We start from the raw sequence: 20,714 nt of genomic DNA, 5'->3' as shown, positions 1-20,714 counted from the left end.
CACAAATGTATAAAGTTTTTGTTAAAGATGCCCCTTTGATTTTAACAAACAAACTATCTGATACCGTAAATGGTCAATATTTTATGCTAAATGGGGAAGCCATTAATGACGCCATAGATGCTTTGGCAAAAAAAAAGATGGACAGAGCATTTATCTATCATCCCAACCACGAGGAAATTTTAAAAAAGTTTACAAAAAAAATTCCAATGGAAATTGCCGGAGGTGGTGTGGTGACCAATAAAAAGGGTAAAGTTCTTTTTATATACAGGAATGACAAATGGGACCTGCCCAAAGGAAAACTTGAAAAAGGGGAATCTATTGAAGAATGTGCACTCAGAGAAGTTGAGGAAGAAACCGGGGTTAAAGGTTTAAAGATTGAAAACTTTCTGCGGACTACGTACCATATTTTTAAAAAAAACGGCATCTACAAACTCAAGGAAGTGCATTGGTATGCTATGAAAACGGCTTACAAGGGAAAGTTAGTTGGTCAAAAAAATGAGGGTATAGAAAAAGTAAAATGGAAAGGACCACAGAAAATTCATAAGGCCCTGGAAAATTCTTATACCAATATAAGATCACTATTTGCAGATTAGTTTTGTTTTACCGTATTAAATGTATCCTTAGGGATGCGATATACAGGATATCGTAAATGGGATGCTTCATAATATTTTGAGCGTGTATATATCCATTACAATTGATCATATGAATTTTGCCTAAATGCTTCATCCGTCTCTTTTTTAAATTCAAAACTTTCGCGTAGACGATCATTATTTTTTATTATTTCTATAGCAAGATTTTCGAATACATAGGGAGAGAATCCTTCTTTTTGCTGGAAAATAGGATCAAAAAAAACTCCAAATAAAAAGGAATCTACAACGGTAAGTCCGATAGTTTCTAAAATAAAAGAAGTACCAAGAGGCGTCTCATGAAGTTTGGAAATATAAATTCTGATAAATCCCGTATCACAATTAAACAAAATTCCGGCTTATAATTTAAGCCGCCTTCGTAATCTCTTCAATTTCCTTCTTTTGTATGGGTTTGTTTTTGTAATCTATGATGTGGTGCGTCCTGGTCATATAGAATTTCCAGTTTTCCCTATCGGCGGGATCTATAGACGAAGTTAAAATGTTGATTCTTATTTTATGTGTAATGGGCAATGTTATGAATTCCTCAAGAAATTGCCATCCATCCATAATTGGCATATTGATATCCAAAAATATAACCTCAGGGACTTCTTCGTTATTTTTAAAAATACTTTTAAAATCATCAATGGCCTCTTTCCCATTGACATAACTATTAATGTTCTCGCTTACATTTAAGGCACTAAGTATCCTTTTTATGCCGAATACGGTTATTGGATCATCATCTATAATAGCTATTGATTTAAGCTTTGTCATTAAAATATATGTTAAACGTCGTTCCCTTACCCACTTCACTGCAAGCCATAATCTTCCCATTCATGGCCTCAACTTGATTTTTGGTAATATATAACCCAATGCCCCGAGCATCTGAATTATCATGGAAAGTTTTATACATTCCAAATAATTTTTCGCCATATTTATTCAAATCAATACCAAGTCCGTTATCTTCTATACTTAAAATAGTATATTTTTCATTTTCAGATACCGTTAATTTAATGACCGGATCACGGCTATCGTCCTTATACTTTACAGCATTGGTTATAAAGTTCATAATTATACTGTCAATATAAGCGGGTATTACTTTTATATAAGTTTCATCGGGTATTTTATTGATGATTTTTGCATTGTTCTTTTTAAGAAATGCTGCTAAATTTTTCTCCGCAGCTGCAATTTTCTTATTTAAATTAACCGGTTTTTTATCTAGATTTACGTTGGTGCTAATGGCCACAACTTCATTTAGATTGTCCAGGGTTTCCAATAAGTTATCGGACGCCTCAGTAAGCATTTTTATTATATTCTCTTGTTCATTCGCATCTTCTTCATCAACCAGAAACTCCAGTAACATAGAAAAATTTGCTGTATGGGACCTTAAATTATGCGATACAATATGAGCAAAATTGATTAATTGTTTGTTTTGAATAGAAGTAACATTTATGAGGTCTCTAAGTTCCTGCTCCTTCTGTTTAAGATCAGAAATATCCATGCTTATACCTATCAGACCGCTGGCTGCACCATCAGGGCCAATAAGTGGAATTTTTGAAGTCATAAATTTAGTTATACTTCCATCCTTCTTCACACTTATAGTTTCTTTTCCCAAAATTGGAATCAAACTATTGATGACTCTTTGATCTTCTTCTCTGGAAATTAAGGCAGATTTTTTATCGTAAAACTCATAATCACTTTTGCCTAAAACTTCTGATTCTTCCTTAAACCCACAATAAATTAATTCTGATTTATTAACTAAAATTTTCCTGGATTCCAGATCTTTTATATAGACATTAAGCGGTAAATTATCTATTAATGTCTTTAAAAGCTTTTGTTCTTCCCTTATTTGTTTTTCTTTTTTCTTTACTTCGGAGATGTCCTGCGCAGTAGACCAAAGTAATTTTCTCCCCTTTTTATTTCCTACTAATGATCCACTTATTAAAACAGGATAACTCGTTCCATCCTTTTTGGCAAACATATGTTCAAAAGGGCCATAGGTACCTATTGAATCAACTTCCTTTAAGAAATTAGTCAATTTATACTTGGACGAATCTGGTATAATATCCGTGTACCTTAAACTAGTCATGTCTTCTTTACTATAGCCTGTTGCCGTTTCAAAGGAACTGTTAAAATCCAGTATCTCTCCGGTTTCAAAATCGCTAAGTATGTAGGCAATTGGAGACAATTCATATAAGGACCTAAATTTCTGTTCACTTATTTTCAACTTCTGTCGGGCCTCAACCATTTCTTTAATCATACGCCCCTCGGCCAAAAGAGATACTACTTTATCATTTTCGTTGTAAATGGGTTTTAAACTGAAATCTACAGGAATAGGTTGTTTGTTTTTATCCAGAACTACTATCTCACTCCGCATAAACTCTCCCTGGGCTGCAGCTGCTATCACCTGCTTTAACCCTTCTTTTACCATATCCGGAATTGGCCACCAGTACGCGTCCCAAAACTTTTTATTAATTATATCCTCCTGCCTGAGGCCAGAAAATTGTAAAGCAGTGTCGTTGACCTCCAGAAAAGTTCCTTCGGTATCTAAAATACCCGTAAACTGATATGAAGAATTAAAAATACTACTGAAAATACGCTCTTGTTCTTCTGTTTTTACCTTTTTCAATACTTCATCCGTAATATCTTTGAACGTACCTATAACACCCAAAAACTTATCATCTTTAAAAACAGGTTTGCCAGCCGCTATAACAGAGATTTCTTTTCCTTTTGCCGTGATCAATTGTAAGGTTTCATTCCAGGCAATCCCTTTTGTCATCGCTCTATCAACTGCCATGGCTATTGTATTCCTGCTATAACCTTCCTTATAAAATTTTATACCACTTTCAATATCCGGCACAAAATCTTCAGATACTTCATGAATTCTTTTGGTTATATTACACCAGGATAGTTTGTCCTGGACTGCATCATACTCCCAACTTCCAATTTTTGAAATTTCGGATTTATCCCTAAGTAAAATTTCAAGCTTTTCCAGTTTAATATCATCAAAAATTGTATCAGAAATATCTTTTGTCTGGATAATGGCGCCAATAATGTTTTCCTTCTCATCATACCAGGGAACATTTACATACTCAAACCATTTTTCGTTTTTTTGAGCATCATAAAAATTTTCTACGCCAGAAAGCATGGCTTTGCCTTTAATTACATTATTGAGATCTTTTTTCCAGGATTTGCTGATATCCTCAAAGAGTTCAAATAGCGATAAACCAATTACATCCCTGTTTGTAAAATCAAAGTAAGTAATCCATTTATCTGAAGTATGTATTATTTTGAATTTTTTATTCACAAATACCGTTGAAACTGGTAACTGTTTTATAAGGTAATCATTAGAAGATGTTTGGGTTTCATGCAACATACTACCGTAATTTCTTACTAAAGTAATCCGATTTTCCATCAATTGTCAATGATTGTTGTGAACTAGTCCAAACTCGTTGTGTGACTTCAATTTTACATAGAGTACACGATAAAATAACATTAAAAGTAAGTAATATCCTACTAAATTAGAATATTTTAGAAAATTAGACGCATTAATTAAAAAAAAAGAAAAAGCCCGCAGCAAAATAAACAGAGGCGCTAATCGATGAAAATCATGATAATTTAACTGTACTGGGCACTAAAACACTATAATCTCCTCCATTTCTAATTACATCTCTTACAATAGATGAACTGATAAAGGATTTGCCGGAAGCGGTAAGCAAAAAAACTGTCTCAATGTCTGAAAGCTTTCTATTAGTATGAGCTATTGCCTTTTCAAACTCAAAATCTGCAGGGTTACGAAGACCGCGAAGAATATATGCTGCATTTACTTTCTTGCAAAAATCTATTGTCAGGCCTTCATAGGTCATAATTTTGATCTTTGGTTCATCTTTAAAAGCTTCTGAAATAAAGGTCATTCGTTCTTCCAGAGAGAACATATATTTTTTTTCAGCATTTATTCCAATCGCTATTATTAGTTCATCGAATAGGCATATTCCCCTTTCAATAATATCAGAATGACCCAGGGTAATCGGGTCAAAAGAACCTGGAAAAATAGCACGCTTCATTAGGTTTCTTGGTTTACAAGTTAAATGTACTCAATTTACTTCAATGCTTCATTTATCGCGTTTTCAAAAAGTTCCGGTAAACTTATACCTGCTATTTGAGCCTGTTGCGGTAAGATACTCTCTTCTGTTAAGCCCGGAGTTGTATTCATCTCTAACATGTAAGGCTCATTGCCTATAAAGATAAATTCGCTTCTGGAAAAACCTTTGATTTTTAAAACTTCATACGCTTTTTTGGCCTGATTTCTTATATTTTCTTCCTGAGTTTTTGTTAAACGGGCAGGGGTGATTTCCTCTGATTTTCCTTCGTATTTTGCTTCATAATCAAAAAAATCATTATCTGTTATAATTTCAGTCAAAGGCAGAACCATAGTTTTACCTTTAAATGTTAAGACACCAACAGATACTTCGGTACCGTTGAGAAAAGATTCAATAATAATCTCATCATCCTCAAGAAATGCCTTGTCAATTGCTGCTGGTAAATCTTCTTTCTTATATACTTTGGAGATTCCAAAACTACTTCCTGCTTTATTTGCCTTTACAAAACAGGGAAGGCCAACTTTCTCTACAATGGCGAAATGATCAATGGCGTCACCCAAATTCAGATAATAAGAAGTTGCTGCCTTAATACCGTAAGGTTTAAGTGTACTTAGTAAATCTCTTTTATTAAATGTCAGCGCTGCCTGATAATGACTACATGAAGTTTGAGGAATTCCTAAAAGGGCAAAATAGGCCTGCATTAATCCATCTTCGCCCGGAGTACCATGAATTGCATTAAATACGCAATCAAAAACAACAAGTTGATCCTGAATTTTCACAGAAAAATCATGCCTGTTTACTATTGTTTCATTTTCGTTTTCATCCAGGTAAACCCATTTTTCTTTGGAAATTAAGATACGATAGGCATTAAATTTCTGCTTGTCTAAATATTTAAAAACCACATTACCACTCTTAATTGAGATCTTATACTCACTGGAATAGCCCCCCATAATAATGGCAATATTCTTTTTCATTTAATGTTTTATATATAAACTCCTAAGCTGTTTAGACAAATATCACGATTTTAACGTAAATAAAAAATGATAGGGTTTCCTATATTTGTATCACATATAAAAAAAGCGATGAAGAATTTTTGGAATTTTCTTAGAAGTAAAGTTTTTCTGTTCAATATAGGACTTGCTTTTATAGTAATAGTTGTTTTATGTCTATTTGCCTTGCAATGGTTAAAAAAGTCAACTAACCACGGAGAATTTGTTGAGGTTCCGGATTTATCAAAGTTATCTGTTATGGAAATGAGAGATATAATTGAAGATGTGAATTTACGATATGAAGTATTGGATTCAGCCAATTTTAATCCCGAATATCCCAGGTTTTCTATAATTGAACAGGATCCTCCTGCCGGGAATAAGGTAAAAGAAAATAGAAAAATATATATTACTGTTAATCCTTCCGGTTATAAAAAAGTAACGGTACCAAATATTATTCAGGTTACTCAGCGTAATGCAGGGTCAATGCTCCGGGCTGTTGGATTAGATGTTGAGCGTGTCACTTATATTGATGAGTTGGGAAAGGATATGGTATACTATATTAGGTATAAGGGTAAGACTATCAATCCTGGTGACAAAATACAAAAAACTTCAAAAATTGAACTGGTCTGCGGAAACGGAACTATAACCGGCCAGGCGAAAGTCAAAGCCGATTCGGAATAGGAAATGGCACTTAACAACACTTCAGATCCTGAAGAGGATGAGCTTTACGAGCATTATAATTTTGTTGCTTCCAAAGGGCAGGAACCCTTACGGGTAGATAAGTTTTTAATGAATTTTATAGAAAATGCAACTCGGAATAAAATTCAATTAGCTGCAAAGGAAGGCCATATATGGGTTAATGAATCTGTTGTAAAACAAAACTACAAAGTAAAAGCAGGGGATGAGGTTAAAGTGTTTTTTGAACACCCGCCTTATGAGCTTTTATTAACTCCTGAAGATATCCCATTGAATATTGTCTATGAAGATGAAAGTCTTCTGGTTGTAAACAAACCTGCAGGAATGGTGGTGCATCCCGGGCATGGTAATTATTCCGGCACCTTAATTAATGCCTTATTACATCACATAAAAAGTTTGCCTGTCAATTCTGACGAAAGACCGGGTCTGGTTCATCGTATTGATAAAGATACTTCCGGATTATTGGTAATTGCCAAAACAGATATGGCCATGACTCATTTGGCAAAACAATTTTTTGATAAAACCAGCGAGAGAGAATATATCGCACTGGTTTGGGGCAATGTAGAAGCAGATGAAGGCACCATCAAAGGACATATTGACCGTAATCCAAAAAACCGACTTCAAATGCAAGTTTTTCCTGAGGGTGATAAAGGAAAAGATGCAATCACACATTTTAAAGTTTTAGAACGTCTGGGATATGTAACTCTTGTTTCATGTAAACTGGAGACTGGAAGGACACACCAGATTCGGGTACACATGAAATATATAGGCCATACTATTTTTAATGATGAACGCTATGGGGGGAATAAAATATTAAAGGGAACTACCTTTACCAAATACAAACAGTTTGTTGAAAATGCTTTTAAAATCCTGCCAAGACAGGCTTTGCATGCCAAGACCCTTGGATTTGTACATCCGGTAAGTGGAAAAATGATGCGTTTTGATAGTGAATTGCCTGATGACATGGCCAATTGCATTGAGAAGTGGAGGCAATATTCACGGCATTCTCAATAGCAATAAATTTCGTTGATAGGGGTATTGATAAGTCCTTTCATACTTTTTAAGGAATTCCCAAAAATCCTCTTTACTTTTATCTTAAAATTTTGAAATATGAAGATTGTGCTTTCTCCCGCCAAGTCGCTTGATTTTGAACGTCCAATACCCACGGTAAAATATACACAACCAGCGTTTCTGGAGCAGTCGGAAAAATTAATAAAGGTATTGGCCAAGAAAAACCCCAAGTCCCTTTCCAAATTAATGAGTATTTCAAATGACCTGGCTGAATTAAACTGGGAGCGCAACCAAAAGTTTTCACTGCCTTTCACCCCGGAAAATGCCCGCCCTGCCATATATGCTTTCAATGGGGATGTTTATCAGGGATTAGATGCATACAGTATTTCTGAGAATAACTTGGAAAAGTTGCAGGACACACTTCGAATCCTTTCGGGTTTATATGGCGTTTTAAAACCTCTTGATCTTATTCAGCCCTATCGTTTAGAGATGGGAACACAATTAAAAATTGGTCGAAAAAAGAATCTTTATGACTTCTGGAAACAGAGTGTGACGGACTTTTTAAACGATGAATTGGAAGAAGGAGAGCTTTTTATTAATCTTGCCAGTAATGAGTATTTTGGCGCTGTGGATGAAAAAAAATTAAAAACCAAAGTAATTACTCCTGTATTTAAGGATTGGAAAAACGATAAGCTCAAAGTAATTAGTTTCTTCGCTAAAAAAGCCCGAGGTTCCATGGTGCGTTATATACTGGACACGGATGCAAAAACTCTTGAAGACATAAGGGGATTTAATCTGGACGAATATATCTACAGTAAAGAACACACTCTAAAAGAAAACCAACCTGTTTTTATTCGATAGAATAATTTTCTGAAGCAAACGTTTATAATATTAAGTTTTATTGATAAACAGCTTGCAATGAAAAATTTTGGTTTTGTTCTACTCGCCTTTTTAGTGTTTACATTTAGCTGCACAGACAGGGATGATAATGTAGATACGGTTAATATCCGCATCAAGAATGATAGTAATATCAATTTTGATGAAGTACAGGTAGGTACTAATGAGGAAATATATACAAATGTGGCCCCCGGCGATTATTCAAATTATTTGGTATATGAGTTGGCTTATCAATACGCCTTTGTAGAAATCAAATCCGGAGAGGACATCTATGTACTACAGCCAATTGATTTTGTTGGTGAAACGGAACTTCCCATAGGTTTTTATACCTATAAATTAAGTATAAATGAAGAAGGAGAAGTTGGTCTGCAATTTGTTGTGGACTAGGTTTTGCCTTTAGTCTTTTTTTTCTTTACAACCACCACTTTTGCCTTTGACTTTTTCGGTCTTCGGGCTCCGTATGATTTATTGGAAATCTTTCCTCTTTTGGTTTTTATATCCCCTTTACCCATAAGTATTTTATATTTCACTTAAAGTACAAAAATTAGCACTATAAAACAATCTACCGTTTTCCCTTTTTGCAAAATACTATCTTTATAACTTTGGAAGATTATATGGAAATCAGCGATAATTAAAATTCAAATTGTTTTTACATACCCATCCTTATCAACCTTTTTTATTTGATGATACCACAAAACTCATTGTGGGGACCCTGCCACCGCCAAGATTTACGACTGGGGATTTGAGGGAAGGAGATGTCGATTTTTGTTATGGGAGCAGGGATGGTCAGTTATGGCCTATTTTGAATCAAATTTTTGGATTGAATTTAAAATACGAAACGACCAGTGAAGCTGTAAAACAACGTAAGAATTTTTTAATAGAACAAAAAATAGGAATCTGCGATATTGTTCAAAGCGCAGAACGAACAAAAGTAGATGCCTCCGACTTGGGTATGAAGAATGTTACCCTTAGGAACCTTATTGCCTATTTACATAAATACAACAAGGTAGAATGGTTATTGTTTACCGGAGGAAATAGCAAAAATGGACCGGAATATTTTTTTAGAAAGCATATTAAGGCGTATGGTTTGAGATTGGAGCCAATTTCTGAAGAGATTCCGCGGGTACATAAGTTTACACTTCCTGGAAATTTAAAAAGAACCATCAGAACGGTATCCTTAACAGCTCCTTCCGGTTCTGCAAATAGGGCTGTTGGCAGTTTTGTTTCTTATAAAAAGATAAAGGCGTTGAATCCTGAATATACAACATTGCATTTCAGAGCAGATCAATACCGTGCTTTTTTTAAAAAGTAAAATCTAGTCGGGCAGATAAGCTGAATAATCTAAGATATCTGGGAAATAAAATTACTTTTATAGGGCTATGATATAAAGCTGATACGATAGTTTTTCAAATCGTGAGTTGTATTGAGAGATATGTTGGTTTTTTTATAAAGACAAATTATTTTGTGATTTGCCACTTTTCCGTTTTAAAGATTATATTATTATGCGGATATTTAGAGACTTAAACCAATATTTAGGTGCGACAATAAAGAAGATTCAATTGAATAGTTAAGAAAATTTATGCATAAGACGGAAAGATTAGAGGAATTTAAAAAATTGGTTAAAAATAAGTTCTACGTTTATAACAGCTTGTTTTTAAATTTGCCTTATCAGGGTATCGAAAATGTGGGGATGCTCATTCCCCTTTTGTTTGACCAATGTGAAAAAGGACTGAAATCTGGCAAAAATCCACAACAAATTTTGGATTTATTTTTCCAGAACTACGCTAATATAGATACCGAGCAGGAAAGAATTGATTTTATGTTCAGTGTCATTCAATATGTTGAACGACAAGTGGTATTGTATGATAGTGTGGAAGATGCCGCATTTCCGAAGTTACATGAACATTCAAGCTCTTTATCAATAAAAGATTACTTTCAGTTAGTGGATAAAAATAAGAGCTGGGAAAAGATTGCAAAGAAATTATCAACCTTTAGTGCGCGTATTGTTTTAACGGCTCATCCGACTCAGTTCTATACCCCGGCTGTACTTGATATCATTGAAGAATTAAAATCGTTAATTCTTGAAAATAAAATTAATGATATTGATGTTGTTCTTCAACAGTTGGGGCTCACTTCTTTGATAAACACAAAGAAACCTACACCATTAGATGAAGCAAAAAACATTATCTATATTCTTAGAAATGTATACTATGCTGCTGTCGGGGATTTATTCACATATATTAAAAGCAATATAGAGAATGATGATTTTGACAATTACAATATTATTAAACTCGGATTTTGGCCTGGTGGTGACAGAGACGGGAATCCATTTGTAACAGCAGATATCACCAGGGATGTGGCAGATGAACTCCGTATTAATCTAATGAAATGTTACTATAACGACCTCAAAATTCTTCGCAAGAAACTTACTTTTAAAGACCTTCGCCCTGACTTGAATACTTTGAGGGACAGACTTTACGTAGCTATGTTCGACCCCAATAGAGTAGTAAGCTATGATGATATTATCGGGCCATTACTTACTGTAAGAGAAATTTTGATAGATAAGTACAATTCGCTCTACCTGAAACAACTGGATGATCTTATTGACAAGGTAAAAATTTTTAAGACACATTTTGCTACTCTGGATATTCGTCAGGACCACAGTAAGCACAAACAGGTAATTGAAACGGTGCTTAAGGCTAATGGTTATATTAATGAAAGCCTTGATGAACTTGCTGAAGATAAATTAACACACATACTTCTCAATGAAAATTTGAAATTGGACTCTAAGGATTTCAATGATGAAATTGTAAAAGATACTATTGTAAATATTTCGCACTTAAAGGATATTCAGAATAAAAATGGTGAAGAAGGTTGTAACCGATATATTATAAGTAACTCAGAGGATATTTACTCTGTTCTTTTTGTTTACGGGCTATTCAGATGGTGCGGTTGGGAGAAGGACAAAATTACTTTTGATATCGTTCCGCTTTTTGAAACAATGAACGGAATGGATACTGCCGAAGCCACAATGCAATACTTATTTGATTTGCCCGACTACCGCTCGCATCTCGAACAGCGCGGCAGAAGGCAGACCATGATGCTCGGATTCTCGGATGGAACAAAAGATGGCGGTTATTTAAAAGCCAATTGGTCTATTTTAAAAACCAAGGAAGTTTTGTCAAAAGTTTGTTCAAAGAATGGAATTGATGCAATATTTTTTGACGGCAGGGGTGGACCACCGGCCCGGGGGGGAGGAAAAACACATCGCTTTTATGCCGCACAAACTAAGGATATAGCCAATAATGAAATACAATTAACCATACAGGGCCAGACCATAACAAGCACATATGGTACTAAGGAGCAGTTCATGCATAATTCAGAACAGTTATTAACCGCAGGATTATCAAATAACCTCTTTGGAAAAGAAAATGTGATCTCCAGGGAATCACGAAAGTTGATGGAAGAACTCTCTGATCTTAGCTTTGAGAAATACGATGCCCTTAAGCAACATGAAATGTTTATTTCATATCTCGAAAACAGGAGTACGCTAAAGTATTATACCAAGGCTAATATTGGAAGCAGACCCGGAAAGAGGGGTCAAAAGGCAAAATTGGAACTTACAGATTTAAGGGCAATATCTTTTGTGGGTTCATGGAGCCAACTTAAACAAAATGTACCCGGGTATTTTGGTATAGGTACGGCTATTAAAAAACTGAAAGATGCAGGTAAACTCAGAGAATTAAAAAAATTATTCAAAGAGGTGCCCTTTTTTGAAACTTTAATGCTTAACAGTATGATGTCTTTGTCTAAGTGTTATTTTGAGCTCACGAGTTATATGAAGGACGATAAGGAATACGGGGATTTCTGGAATATCCTGCACGATGAATATCTGTTGTCAAAACAGATGTTATTGCTGATAAGCAATTCGGAAATACTTATGGAAAACGAAGCTGTTTCAAGAGAATCAATTAAGATCAGAGAAAATATTGTCCTGCCGTTATTAGTAATTCAGCAATATGCCCTGCATCAAATCAGCGAGAATTCGGATAATAAAGCGCTTTATGAAAAAATAGTCACCCGTTCCTTATACGGAAATATTAATGCAAGTAGAAATTCAGCATAGCCATTGTTTGGAACTGCTTTCTAATAAAAGTTAGAGCACTATGAAGATTATTAACTTGTAAAGACGGTTAATCTTTTTATTCCATTTTATTGCTCATAATTCCGTAAAATACCTGAATACCATAAGCAATTTGCCCAATTTTTAAATTTTCGTTAGGGCTGTGTTGATTGTTATCCGGATTCACAAGGGGAACAAGAAAAGCTGGAATCTTAAGTTCGTTAATAAAAGGTGCAATTGGAACCGTACCTCCCATGATCCTTATTTGTACTACATCCTCTGAGAATGTATTTTTAAAGGTATCTACCAGGAAATTACCATAAGGATTGTCCAAATCTGTTCTGAATGCATCTGTGACTGTGCCCTCTGTAATAGTGATGATTTTCTCGTGCTTCATTCTTTGGCTCTTATCCGGGACTTCGGTCATAATATAATACCCTTGATTTTCTACATGTTTCTTTACCAGACTCTTCAAACGATCTCCGTCAGATTCTGGTACAAGACGAATGTCTATTTCAGCAGTAGCACTTTCAGGTACTATAGTTCGGGCTTTTTCACCAACCCATCCTGAAGATAACCCCCGAATATTTAATGACGGATATTGCATGGCTTCCTGATAAAATGCGCCCACCTTTTCAGCTTGTTTGATGGCAAGATGGGTGTTTATAGTTTTAGCATCATCCGGTACACTTTGGAGTATATTCATTGTCGATTCATCAATATCAATACCGTCATAGTAACCTTCAATTAATACTCTTCCATCGGTATCTTTCATACTGGCCAATACCTGGGCCAATTGGAACCCCGGATTTGGGGCATAATTACCATAATGACCACTGTGTTGCGGCATTATTGGACCGTAGGTAGTTAGCGTCAATGTTGTTATGCCTCTGGTGCCATAAGCAATTGTTGGTTTACCCGAAGAATGGACAGGACCATCTGAAATGATCAGAAAATCTGCTTCTAACAGCTCACTATATTCTTTAACGGCCTTTGGCAAGGGGGCACTACTTTTTTCTTCTTCTCCGTCTAATATTACTTTTACATTAAATGGAATTTGCACATTGTTTTTTTTCAATAGATCAATGGTATTTAAGAACATAACAATTGGGCCCTTGTCGTCTGAAGTTGAACGACCAAATAGGCGCCAATCATAATTCACATCCTCTTTTAAATCATCAAACGAAAGTGTTTTCCAAACATCATTATCCTTTGTTTTAAGCTCTACTTTATAAGGATCTGGCTGATCCCACTTGGAAGGTTCCACGGACTGCCCATCGAAATGCATATAAAAAAGTATTGTCGGCTTGTCATCTTCCATGGGGAGGGCCGCAAAAAAAAGCGACTCCCCTTCTGTAGGAAGTACGGATGAATTAAAACCCCTTTCATTGAATTTTTTGGTGAGCCATGAAAGGTTTCTGTTAATATCTGAATGATCCAAGGCATCGTTCGGGATTGCCACGAATTCTCGTAGTTCATCTATGGTATGTCGGACTTGTGCTTTTAGTTCAAGGTCTTGTGCATTGTTAATCCATAAGATAAGAAGAGAAAAACAGGTCAATAAATTTTTCATATGGTAGTGTAAATTGATTATGATTTAAAATTAGGTAATTCTATGGGTTGATCAAATGCTTTAATCTTAAAACAAGTAATCGAATTAAAAGAACAAAAGGAAATCCATGAAAAAAGAGGTCAAACCAATCCATGGGTTTCATACCAATACTTCCTCCGAAAACCCATTTCAATTTACCCCATAAATGAGGCTCAGGGAAAAAGGGGGCCATTCCCAGGGTTAAACATAATAAGAATACAATTTTCCAATTATTAATTACATTCATGGATATGGTTTAAGATGTTTAATAAATTCTGAAATCCCAGCCGTACCTTCCTGTGATAACATTTTAATAAATGCGGAACCAATGATAGCACCCTTGGCTGTCTTAGTAGCTTGCTCAAATGTACGGGCATTACTTATGCCAAAACCTACAATTTGCGGGTTTTTAAGATTCATTGCTGCAATTCGCTCAAAGTAAGCTTCCTGTTCTTCTCCTAATCCCTGCTTAGCCCCCGTGGTACTGGCAGAACTTACCATATAAATGAATCCCTCTGAAGCGTCGTCTATTTGTGCAATTCGTGATTCACTGGTTTGCGGAGTAATTAGAAAAATGTTGATTAAATTATATTTTTTAAAAATAGTCTCATATTCTTCCAGGTATACGTCCAGAGGTAAATCTGGAAGGATAAGACCATCAATACCTATTTCCTGACATTTTTTGCAGAAGTTCTCTACCCCGTACTGTAAAACAGGATTAAAATACCCCATAATGATCAGGGGAATCGAAACAGTTTTTCTTATTTCTTTTAATTGATTAAACAGTAGATCTGTTCCCATGCCATTCTTTAAAGCTATTGTGGAACTTTTCTGAATGGTAGGCCCGTCTGCTAAAGGATCACTGAATGGAAGGCCTATTTCTATCATATCAACACCGTTTTTTTCCAAATCCTGAATAATAGAAACCGTATCATTCAGATTGGGATAACCGGCAGAGAAGTATATGGAAAGTAGTTTTTTGTCTTCACCCAGCTTTTTTTGTATTCTGTTCTTCATTTTATAGAAACCAATTATAATTTGAAATAATCTATATAGGTCTGTAAATCTTTATCACCTCTTCCAGAAAGGTTGATAACAACAATATCGTCTTTTTCAAACTTTCTGTGGTCAAATATGGCGAAAGCATGTGATGTCTCTATTGCTGGTATAATGCCTTCTAATTGAGATATCATTAAACCTGCTGTCATTGCTTCATCATCGGTAATAGAAATAAACTCACCCCGCCCGGAGGTGTACAGATGGGCATGCATAGGCCCTACGCCCGGATAATCCAGGCCGGCAGAAATAGAATATGGTTCAGTGATCTGACCGTCTTGAGTTTGCATAAGTAGTGTTTTACTACCGTGAATAATACCAATTTTCCCCAGAGCAGAAGTTGCGGCACTTTCCCCGGAATGAATACCCTTTCCGGCGGCCTCGACAGCAATGATACCAACATCTTCATTATCCAGATAATGGTAATAGGCACCAGCGGCATTACTTCCACCACCGACACAAGCCACAACAAAATCAGGGTTCGGAGTGCCTTCTTTTTCCAGCAGCTGAGACTGTATTTCCTCTGAAATTACTGATTGAAATCTGGCCACCATATCGGGGTAGGGATGCGGACCAACAACTGAACCTATTATATAATGGGTGTTTACCGGATTATTAATCCAGTCGCGAATTGCCTCATTCGTGGCATCCTTGAGCGTTCTGCTACCCGATAGTGCCGGCCTTACTTCTGCTCCCAGCATTTTCATTCTAGCCACATTAGGTGCTTGACGAGCAATATCTATTTCACCCATATAAACCACACACTCAATTCCCATGAGTGCGCAAACTGTAGCAGTGGCCACCCCATGCTGTCCGGCACCTGTTTCTGCGATGATTCGTGTCTTGCCTAACCTTTTGGCCATTAAAATTTGCCCAATGGTATTATTGACTTTATGGGCACCGGTATGACATAAATCTTCCCTTTTCAGATAAATTTTTGTTTTATACTTATCCGAAAGGCGTTGGGCAAAATATAGAGGTGTGGGCCTTCCTACATAATCTTGTAATAGTCTATGGAATTCTTCAATAAAAGATGGTTCCTCCATAATCTGAAGATAGTTTTGTCTAAGTTCTTCAGTATTAGGGTATAGCATTTCCGGTATAAATGCCCCACCAAACTGTCCGTAATAGCCTTTTTCATCAGCATGATAAGTCATATTCGTATTTTTTATGAGTTGGTTTCAAACAACCGATTCTTAAATTCTTTTAATTTATCTATATCCTTTAGGCCCGGTGATATTTCAAATTTACTATTGACATCAATAGCATGGCAATATTTAGATTCTTCCTTTTGAAGAAATTCTAAAACATTATCAACTTCCTCGAGACCAATACCCCCGCTTAGGAAATAGGGTTTTTTTGATGGATACCCCTTTAGGACTTCCCAGTTAAATTGATATCCATTGCCACCGGGCAACTTACCCTTTGTGTCGAATAAAAAGAAATCGGATAATTTCTCATAAGGGCCAAGTTGTTGGAAATCAAAGCTGTCTTTTATGCTAAATACCTTAAGAATGTCGATCTTGATATTTTGGTATTCAAATTGCTCTTTTAGCTTAGCACAGAATTCGGGGGATTCATTTCCATGCAATTGTATGGCATTTAAATCGAATGTATTGGTCCGATTTAAGATTTCATCAATATTGGCATCAACAAAAACTCCAACTTTTCTAGTTGTCTTAGGCAATTTAGGTATGGACCCATCAAAAAAACGCATTGAAGGCTTCCAAAAGATAAATCCGAGGTAATCTGGATGCAATTCTGCAACCTCCTCAATATTATGCTTCATGCCACAGATCTTTAGTTTCATCTTGCCATTTGGTTTATAAATTCCCTGGCACTCTCCCCTGGGTTTGCTGTCTTCATAAAGTTTTCACCAACTAAGAAACCCTGGTAACCCAATTCTCTTAGCATTTTAATCGCCGAAACAGAGCTAATACCACTTTCTGATACTTTTATAAATTCATCGGGGATCTTTTGGGATAGAGAGGCACTGGTTTCTAAGCTTACTTCAAAGGTTTTTAAGTTGCGATTATTTACTCCCAACATATCTAAACCGGGCATCATTGATTTAACTAACTCTTCTTCATTATGAACTTCCAGTAAAACATCCAAACCTAAACTTTTTGCTAATTCTGATAAAACCTTTATTTGTTTCCTTGTCAAAATAGCGGCAATAAGTAAAATTGTATCAGCCCCATGTGCACGGGCTTCTACGATTTGGTATTCATCTATGATAAATTCCTTTCTTAACAGTGGAAAATCAACAGCAGCTCTGGCTATTATTAAATCATCAAGAGACCCTCCAAAATATTTGGCATCTGTTAAAACAGACATGCCACAAGCCCCTGCATTCATGTATCCCATGGCGATATCCTGTACACTTGAATTTTGATTGATCACTGATTTAGAAGGGGATCTTCTTTTGTGCTCTGCAATAATCCCTGTTTTACTGTTCCGCAATGCATTGGCCAGGGACACGGGTTCCCTTTGGAAGAGTAATGAAGTCTCTAATTGCATAAGGGGGATTACAGTTTTTTTAAGGTGCAATTCCCTTTTCTTATCCACTACTATTTTATCCAATATATCCATCATGCACTTAATTGCTGTAATTTTCTTAAGGCATTCAGGCCATTTCCGTTGAGGAGGGATTCTTTTGCTTTTTCAAAACCTTGTTTTGGACTAATATCCAGAACTGTGCCGATAGCTATCCCGGCATTTGCACAGACTACATTGTTTTGCGCTTCCGTGCCTCTGCCCTGTAATATATTCATAAATATTTGGGCAGATTTGTCAATACTATCACCTCCCGTTATTTCGTTTTCCTTTACAACAGCCACTCCAAAATCTGAAGGATTTAAAATAGCCTCCGTATTATTTGAAATAGTTTTGGTACTCCCTGTCAATGAAATCTCATCATATCCATCAAGAGCATGGAGAACTGTGTATTTTTTATCGGTATTCTGATAGAGATACCCATACATTCGTGCTAATTCTAAATTAAAAACCCCAACTATTTGATTTTTAGGAAAGGCAGGATTTACCATTGGCCCAAGCATATTAAAAAATGTTTTGACGGCAAGTTCACGTCTTATAGGTGCTACATTTTTCATAGCGGGATGGAATAGGGGGGCATGCAGTACACAGATCCCGGCTTCGTCTATTGATTTTCTAAGAAAGTCAGGATCATTACTGAATTTTACACCTAAAAACTCCATAACATTGCTGCTCCCACAGGTAGAAGAAACCCCATAATTACCATGTTTGGTTACCTTAATGCCAGCTCCAGCTGTAACAAAGGAAGCCAGAGTTGAAATATTAAAGGTATCCTTGCCATCACCTCCTGTTCCGCAAAGATCAATTGGATTGTATTCAGATAGATCAATGGCCAGACATAGTTCCAACAACGCATCTCGAAATCCCTCTAATTCTTCAATTGTAATACTACGCATCATATACACTGTAAGAAATGCAGCGATTTGGCTATTGTTATAAGTTCCTTTGGCAATATTAACCAATACCTGCTTTGCATCTTCCTTGGAGAGGATGTCATGATTGATCAATTTATTTAGAATCGTTTTCATTTGTTTTAATTTTAATAAGGAATCACCAACCGATTCATTAATCTCTGAGCCAATTTTTAAGAATTTCCTTGCCCTGAGGCGTAAGAACAGATTCTGGATGAAACTGAACAGCACATACATCATATGTTTTGTGCCTTATTGACATCAGCTGCCCATTCTCATCAAAAGAAGTAGCCTCGAGAACATCCGGAAGTTGAGGATCTACAACCCACGAATGATATCGGCCCACTACAATTTCCCTTGGTAAGCCTTCAAATAAAGGCTCCCCTTTTTCAAGGATTATTTTTGTGGCGATCCCATGATAAACTTCGTCTAAATTTATCAACTTACCACCAAAAACTTCTCCTATAGCCTGCTGGCCCAGACAAACCCCCAAAATGCTTTTAGTTGGGGCATATTTAGCAATTATTTCTTTAAGAAGTCCGGCTTCATCAGGGATTCCAGGGCCCGGCGAAAGCACTATTTTCTCAAAATCATCAACTTCTTCCAATTTTAGCTGGTCATTGCGTTTAACAACTACTTCGCAACCCAAATCCACCAAATAATGCACCAGGTTATAAGTAAAGCTATCGTAATTATCTATTACCAGTATTTTATTCATGGCTTATTTATTGTGCTTGTTTAGATAGTTTCTGCAATTTCCAGAGCTTTATTAAGAGCTCCCAATTTATTGTAAGTTTCCTGTAGCTCTTTTTCCGGTTCAGAGACCGCTACTAAACCTGCTCCTGCCTGGTAATGAAGTTGGTGATTCTTACTTAAGAAGGTCCGGATCATAATGGCATGATTAAAATCTCCGTCAAAATCCATAAATCCGATGGCCCCGCCGTAGTAATCTCTGTTGGTGGTCTCATACTTTTCAATGAGCTGCATAGCCATATGTTTGGGTGCCCCGCTCAGGGTACCTGCCGGAAAAGTGTCTGCTACAACTTTCATAGTTGGTGTTTCTTTTTTTTTCTGCCCTGTAACTTTGGAAACAAGATGAATAACATGAGAAAAGAATTGAACTTCCCTATAGTTTTCAACATTTACCAAATTCCCATGCCGGCTTAGGTCGTTACGCGCAAGGTCTACAAGCATAACATGCTCACTATTTTCCTTTGCATCTTCGGTTAGTTTTTTAGCTAATAAGGCATCTTCTTCATCATTACCGGTTCTTTTAAAAGTTCCCGCAATTGGATGTATTTCAGCCTTTCCGTTTTTAACAATTAATTGTGCTTCCGGTGAACTACCAAAAATTTTAAAATCTCCATAGTCAAAATAAAACAGATATGGAGAAGGATTAATAGAACGAAGGGCCCGATAAACATTGAATTCATCTCCTTTAAAGCCTTGTGAAAACCTTCGCGAAAGAACTAATTGAAAAACGTCACCTCTTTTACAATGCTTTTTAGCCAGAGATACTTGTTGTATATATTCTTCATCCTTTAGGTTTGATGAGGCTTTACCTTCCCTTCTGAAATTATAAGATGCGAAATTTCTGATATTTAGAACTTGTTCAATTTCAGAAATATTGTTAACAGAGTCATAGCAATGTGCAAATAAGTATGCCTCATTCTTAAAATGATTTATGGCTATTATATTTTGGTAAACAGCATAATAAATATCAGGAATATCCAGGGCACCTTCTTTTTTTGTGATAGAGATATCTTCAAAGTACCTAACTGCATCATAAGACATATAGCCAAACAATCCATTATTTATAAATTTAAAACTATTAGATTCGGTTTTAAACTTTTGGCTGAAGTCATGTATAATTTCCACAACATCAGTTTCGCTGTTTATTGTAATCTCACTAGTGGATTTGTCCGGAAATAGCTGAGTAATTTGCTCATCCTTTACCGTGATAGAAGCTATAGGATTACAACAGATATAAGAAAAGGTATTATCATTTGCTCTGTAATCACTACTCTCCAAAAGAATACTATTGGGAAACTTGTCACGAATTTTCAGATATACGCTAACCGGTGTTATGGTATCTGCGAGTATCTTTTTATAGTATGTTTTAAGTTCATATGCCATAATCTGCAAAAATTTAGATTTTGAT

At 35.9% G+C, this 20,714-nt stretch carries 22 protein-coding genes; 7 read left to right on the top strand and 15 right to left on the bottom strand.

Annotated features, from left to right (window positions below; genetic code table 11):
• Window positions 1–5: 5 nt before the first annotated feature.
• The gene (locus tag Q0874_RS16895; protein ID WP_299164714.1) at window positions 6–593 is read left to right on the top strand and encodes an NUDIX hydrolase; all 588 of its coding nucleotides are present in this window, start codon (window positions 6–8) and stop codon (window positions 591–593) included.
• Between the two features lie 95 nt (window positions 594–688).
• Here the strand turns inward: Q0874_RS16895 and Q0874_RS16890 are convergent, their stop codons facing one another.
• The 5 genes from Q0874_RS16890 to Q0874_RS16870 all read right to left on the bottom strand — a co-directional run bounded on the left by Q0874_RS16890 (window position 689) and on the right by Q0874_RS16870 (window position 5,697).
• Complete coding sequence (locus tag Q0874_RS16890; protein WP_299164713.1) at window positions 689–976, bottom strand: hypothetical protein; 288 nt, start codon at window positions 974–976, stop codon at window positions 689–691.
• A gap of 16 nt (window positions 977–992) precedes the next feature.
• Window positions 993–1,397 carry a response regulator gene (locus Q0874_RS16885; RefSeq protein ID WP_299164712.1) on the bottom strand — a complete coding sequence of 135 codons (405 nt, stop codon included), beginning with the start codon at window positions 1,395–1,397 and terminating at the stop codon, window positions 993–995.
• Window positions 1,384–4,038 (bottom strand): PAS domain S-box protein, encoded by a 2,655-nt coding sequence (locus tag Q0874_RS16880; protein WP_299164711.1) that lies wholly within the window; start codon window positions 4,036–4,038, stop codon window positions 1,384–1,386. Before Q0874_RS16880 ends, Q0874_RS16885 begins: the two co-directional genes overlap by 14 nt.
• A gap of 193 nt (window positions 4,039–4,231) precedes the next feature.
• Window positions 4,232–4,687, bottom strand: coding sequence for a pantetheine-phosphate adenylyltransferase (gene coaD / locus Q0874_RS16875; RefSeq protein WP_299164709.1), 456 nt, complete (start codon window positions 4,685–4,687; stop codon window positions 4,232–4,234).
• A gap of 35 nt (window positions 4,688–4,722) precedes the next feature.
• Window positions 4,723–5,697 (bottom strand): D-alanine--D-alanine ligase, encoded by a 975-nt coding sequence (locus Q0874_RS16870; RefSeq protein ID WP_299164706.1) that lies wholly within the window; start codon window positions 5,695–5,697, stop codon window positions 4,723–4,725.
• Between the two features lie 108 nt (window positions 5,698–5,805).
• On the opposite strand from Q0874_RS16870, the gene Q0874_RS16865 reads away from it, so the two are divergent.
• The 4 genes from Q0874_RS16865 to Q0874_RS16850 all read left to right on the top strand — a co-directional run bounded on the left by Q0874_RS16865 (window position 5,806) and on the right by Q0874_RS16850 (window position 8,703).
• Entirely contained in the window at window positions 5,806–6,393 is a 588-nt protein-coding gene (locus Q0874_RS16865; protein WP_299164705.1) for a PASTA domain-containing protein, read from the top strand.
• Between the two features lie 3 nt (window positions 6,394–6,396).
• Entirely contained in the window at window positions 6,397–7,422 is a 1,026-nt protein-coding gene (locus Q0874_RS16860) for an RluA family pseudouridine synthase (protein ID WP_299164703.1), read from the top strand.
• 96 nt (window positions 7,423–7,518) lie between these two features.
• Window positions 7,519–8,280: a peroxide stress protein YaaA gene (yaaA, locus tag Q0874_RS16855; protein ID WP_299164702.1), complete on the top strand. Its 762-nt coding sequence runs from the start codon at window positions 7,519–7,521 to the stop codon at window positions 8,278–8,280.
• A gap of 57 nt (window positions 8,281–8,337) precedes the next feature.
• Window positions 8,338–8,703: a hypothetical protein gene (locus tag Q0874_RS16850; protein ID WP_299164701.1), complete on the top strand. Its 366-nt coding sequence runs from the start codon at window positions 8,338–8,340 to the stop codon at window positions 8,701–8,703.
• Here Q0874_RS16850 and Q0874_RS16845 read toward each other — a convergent pair.
• On the bottom strand, window positions 8,700–8,828 hold the full coding sequence (locus tag Q0874_RS16845; RefSeq protein WP_299164771.1) for a 30S ribosomal protein THX: 129 nt from the start codon (window positions 8,826–8,828) through the stop codon (window positions 8,700–8,702). The two genes, Q0874_RS16850 and Q0874_RS16845, sit on opposite strands and share 4 nt — an antisense overlap.
• Before the next feature lie 131 nt (window positions 8,829–8,959).
• On the opposite strand from Q0874_RS16845, the gene Q0874_RS16840 reads away from it, so the two are divergent.
• Together Q0874_RS16840 and Q0874_RS16835 are read left to right on the top strand one after the other, a co-directional pair.
• The gene (locus Q0874_RS16840; RefSeq protein WP_299164699.1) at window positions 8,960–9,628 is read left to right on the top strand and encodes a uracil-DNA glycosylase family protein; all 669 of its coding nucleotides are present in this window, start codon (window positions 8,960–8,962) and stop codon (window positions 9,626–9,628) included.
• 267 nt (window positions 9,629–9,895) lie between these two features.
• A complete protein-coding gene (locus Q0874_RS16835) occupies window positions 9,896–12,442 on the top strand; it encodes a phosphoenolpyruvate carboxylase (RefSeq protein WP_299164698.1) in 2,547 nt (848 codons plus the stop codon).
• A 76-nt stretch (window positions 12,443–12,518) separates the two neighbouring features.
• On the opposite strand, the gene Q0874_RS16830 is transcribed toward Q0874_RS16835, so the two are convergent.
• Genes Q0874_RS16830 through Q0874_RS16790 form a run of 9 tightly spaced genes read right to left on the bottom strand, consistent with a single transcriptional unit; the run spans window position 12,519 to window position 20,689 of the window.
• Window positions 12,519–14,012: a M20/M25/M40 family metallo-hydrolase gene (locus tag Q0874_RS16830; RefSeq protein WP_299164697.1), complete on the bottom strand. Its 1,494-nt coding sequence runs from the start codon at window positions 14,010–14,012 to the stop codon at window positions 12,519–12,521.
• 40 nt (window positions 14,013–14,052) lie between these two features.
• Complete coding sequence (locus tag Q0874_RS16825) at window positions 14,053–14,277, bottom strand: hypothetical protein (protein ID WP_299164696.1); 225 nt, start codon at window positions 14,275–14,277, stop codon at window positions 14,053–14,055.
• Window positions 14,274–15,047: a tryptophan synthase subunit alpha gene (trpA, locus tag Q0874_RS16820; protein ID WP_299164694.1), complete on the bottom strand. Its 774-nt coding sequence runs from the start codon at window positions 15,045–15,047 to the stop codon at window positions 14,274–14,276. Before trpA ends, Q0874_RS16825 begins: the two co-directional genes overlap by 4 nt.
• A 14-nt stretch (window positions 15,048–15,061) precedes the next feature.
• Window positions 15,062–16,243: a tryptophan synthase subunit beta gene (gene trpB, locus Q0874_RS16815; RefSeq protein ID WP_299164693.1), complete on the bottom strand. Its 1,182-nt coding sequence runs from the start codon at window positions 16,241–16,243 to the stop codon at window positions 15,062–15,064.
• Between the two features lie 11 nt (window positions 16,244–16,254).
• Entirely contained in the window at window positions 16,255–16,896 is a 642-nt protein-coding gene (locus tag Q0874_RS16810) for a phosphoribosylanthranilate isomerase (protein WP_299164692.1), read from the bottom strand.
• Window positions 16,893–17,678 (bottom strand): indole-3-glycerol phosphate synthase TrpC, encoded by a 786-nt coding sequence (gene trpC / locus Q0874_RS16805; RefSeq protein ID WP_299164770.1) that lies wholly within the window; start codon window positions 17,676–17,678, stop codon window positions 16,893–16,895. The genes Q0874_RS16810 and trpC overlap by 4 nt, the downstream gene beginning before the upstream one ends.
• Window positions 17,678–18,670 carry an anthranilate phosphoribosyltransferase gene (gene trpD / locus Q0874_RS16800; RefSeq protein WP_299164691.1) on the bottom strand — a complete coding sequence of 331 codons (993 nt, stop codon included), beginning with the start codon at window positions 18,668–18,670 and terminating at the stop codon, window positions 17,678–17,680. The genes trpC and trpD overlap by 1 nt, the downstream gene beginning before the upstream one ends.
• Before the next feature lie 37 nt (window positions 18,671–18,707).
• Window positions 18,708–19,271 carry an aminodeoxychorismate/anthranilate synthase component II gene (locus tag Q0874_RS16795; protein ID WP_299164690.1) on the bottom strand — a complete coding sequence of 188 codons (564 nt, stop codon included), beginning with the start codon at window positions 19,269–19,271 and terminating at the stop codon, window positions 18,708–18,710.
• Window positions 19,272–19,291: 20 nt separating this feature from the next.
• Window positions 19,292–20,689, bottom strand: a complete 1,398-nt coding sequence (locus Q0874_RS16790; protein ID WP_299164689.1) for an anthranilate synthase component I family protein — start codon at window positions 20,687–20,689, stop codon at window positions 19,292–19,294.
• Between the last annotated feature and the right edge of the window lie 25 nt (window positions 20,690–20,714).

Source organism: uncultured Eudoraea sp. (assembly GCF_947490415.1).
Classification (GTDB): Bacteria; Bacteroidota; Bacteroidia; order Flavobacteriales; family Flavobacteriaceae; genus Eudoraea.
This window is presented reverse-complemented; position numbering and strand designations above follow the sequence as displayed.

Coding starts and splice junctions, on each gene's coding strand:
- Q0874_RS16895 (WP_299164714.1), top strand. CDS start 6: ATGTATAAAGTTTTTGTTAAAGATGCCCCTTTGATTTTAACAAACAAA.
- Q0874_RS16885 (WP_299164712.1), bottom strand. CDS start 1,397: ATGACAAAGCTTAAATCAATAGCTATTATAGATGATGATCCAATAACC.
- Q0874_RS16880 (WP_299164711.1), bottom strand. CDS start 4,038: ATGGAAAATCGGATTACTTTAGTAAGAAATTACGGTAGTATGTTGCAT.
- coaD (WP_299164709.1), bottom strand. CDS start 4,687: ATGAAGCGTGCTATTTTTCCAGGTTCTTTTGACCCGATTACCCTGGGT.
- Q0874_RS16870 (WP_299164706.1), bottom strand. CDS start 5,697: ATGAAAAAGAATATTGCCATTATTATGGGGGGCTATTCCAGTGAGTAT.
- Q0874_RS16865 (WP_299164705.1), top strand. CDS start 5,806: ATGAAGAATTTTTGGAATTTTCTTAGAAGTAAAGTTTTTCTGTTCAAT.
- Q0874_RS16860 (WP_299164703.1), top strand. CDS start 6,397: ATGGCACTTAACAACACTTCAGATCCTGAAGAGGATGAGCTTTACGAG.
- yaaA (WP_299164702.1), top strand. CDS start 7,519: ATGAAGATTGTGCTTTCTCCCGCCAAGTCGCTTGATTTTGAACGTCCA.
- Q0874_RS16850 (WP_299164701.1), top strand. CDS start 8,338: ATGAAAAATTTTGGTTTTGTTCTACTCGCCTTTTTAGTGTTTACATTT.
- Q0874_RS16845 (WP_299164771.1), bottom strand. CDS start 8,828: ATGGGTAAAGGGGATATAAAAACCAAAAGAGGAAAGATTTCCAATAAA.
- Q0874_RS16835 (WP_299164698.1), top strand. CDS start 9,896: ATGCATAAGACGGAAAGATTAGAGGAATTTAAAAAATTGGTTAAAAAT.
- Q0874_RS16830 (WP_299164697.1), bottom strand. CDS start 14,012: ATGAAAAATTTATTGACCTGTTTTTCTCTTCTTATCTTATGGATTAAC.
- Q0874_RS16825 (WP_299164696.1), bottom strand. CDS start 14,277: ATGAATGTAATTAATAATTGGAAAATTGTATTCTTATTATGTTTAACC.
- trpA (WP_299164694.1), bottom strand. CDS start 15,047: ATGAAGAACAGAATACAAAAAAAGCTGGGTGAAGACAAAAAACTACTT.
- trpB (WP_299164693.1), bottom strand. CDS start 16,243: ATGACTTATCATGCTGATGAAAAAGGCTATTACGGACAGTTTGGTGGG.
- Q0874_RS16810 (WP_299164692.1), bottom strand. CDS start 16,896: ATGAAACTAAAGATCTGTGGCATGAAGCATAATATTGAGGAGGTTGCA.
- trpC (WP_299164770.1), bottom strand. CDS start 17,678: ATGGATATATTGGATAAAATAGTAGTGGATAAGAAAAGGGAATTGCAC.
- trpD (WP_299164691.1), bottom strand. CDS start 18,670: ATGAAAACGATTCTAAATAAATTGATCAATCATGACATCCTCTCCAAG.
- Q0874_RS16795 (WP_299164690.1), bottom strand. CDS start 19,271: ATGAATAAAATACTGGTAATAGATAATTACGATAGCTTTACTTATAAC.
- Q0874_RS16790 (WP_299164689.1), bottom strand. CDS start 20,689: ATGGCATATGAACTTAAAACATACTATAAAAAGATACTCGCAGATACC.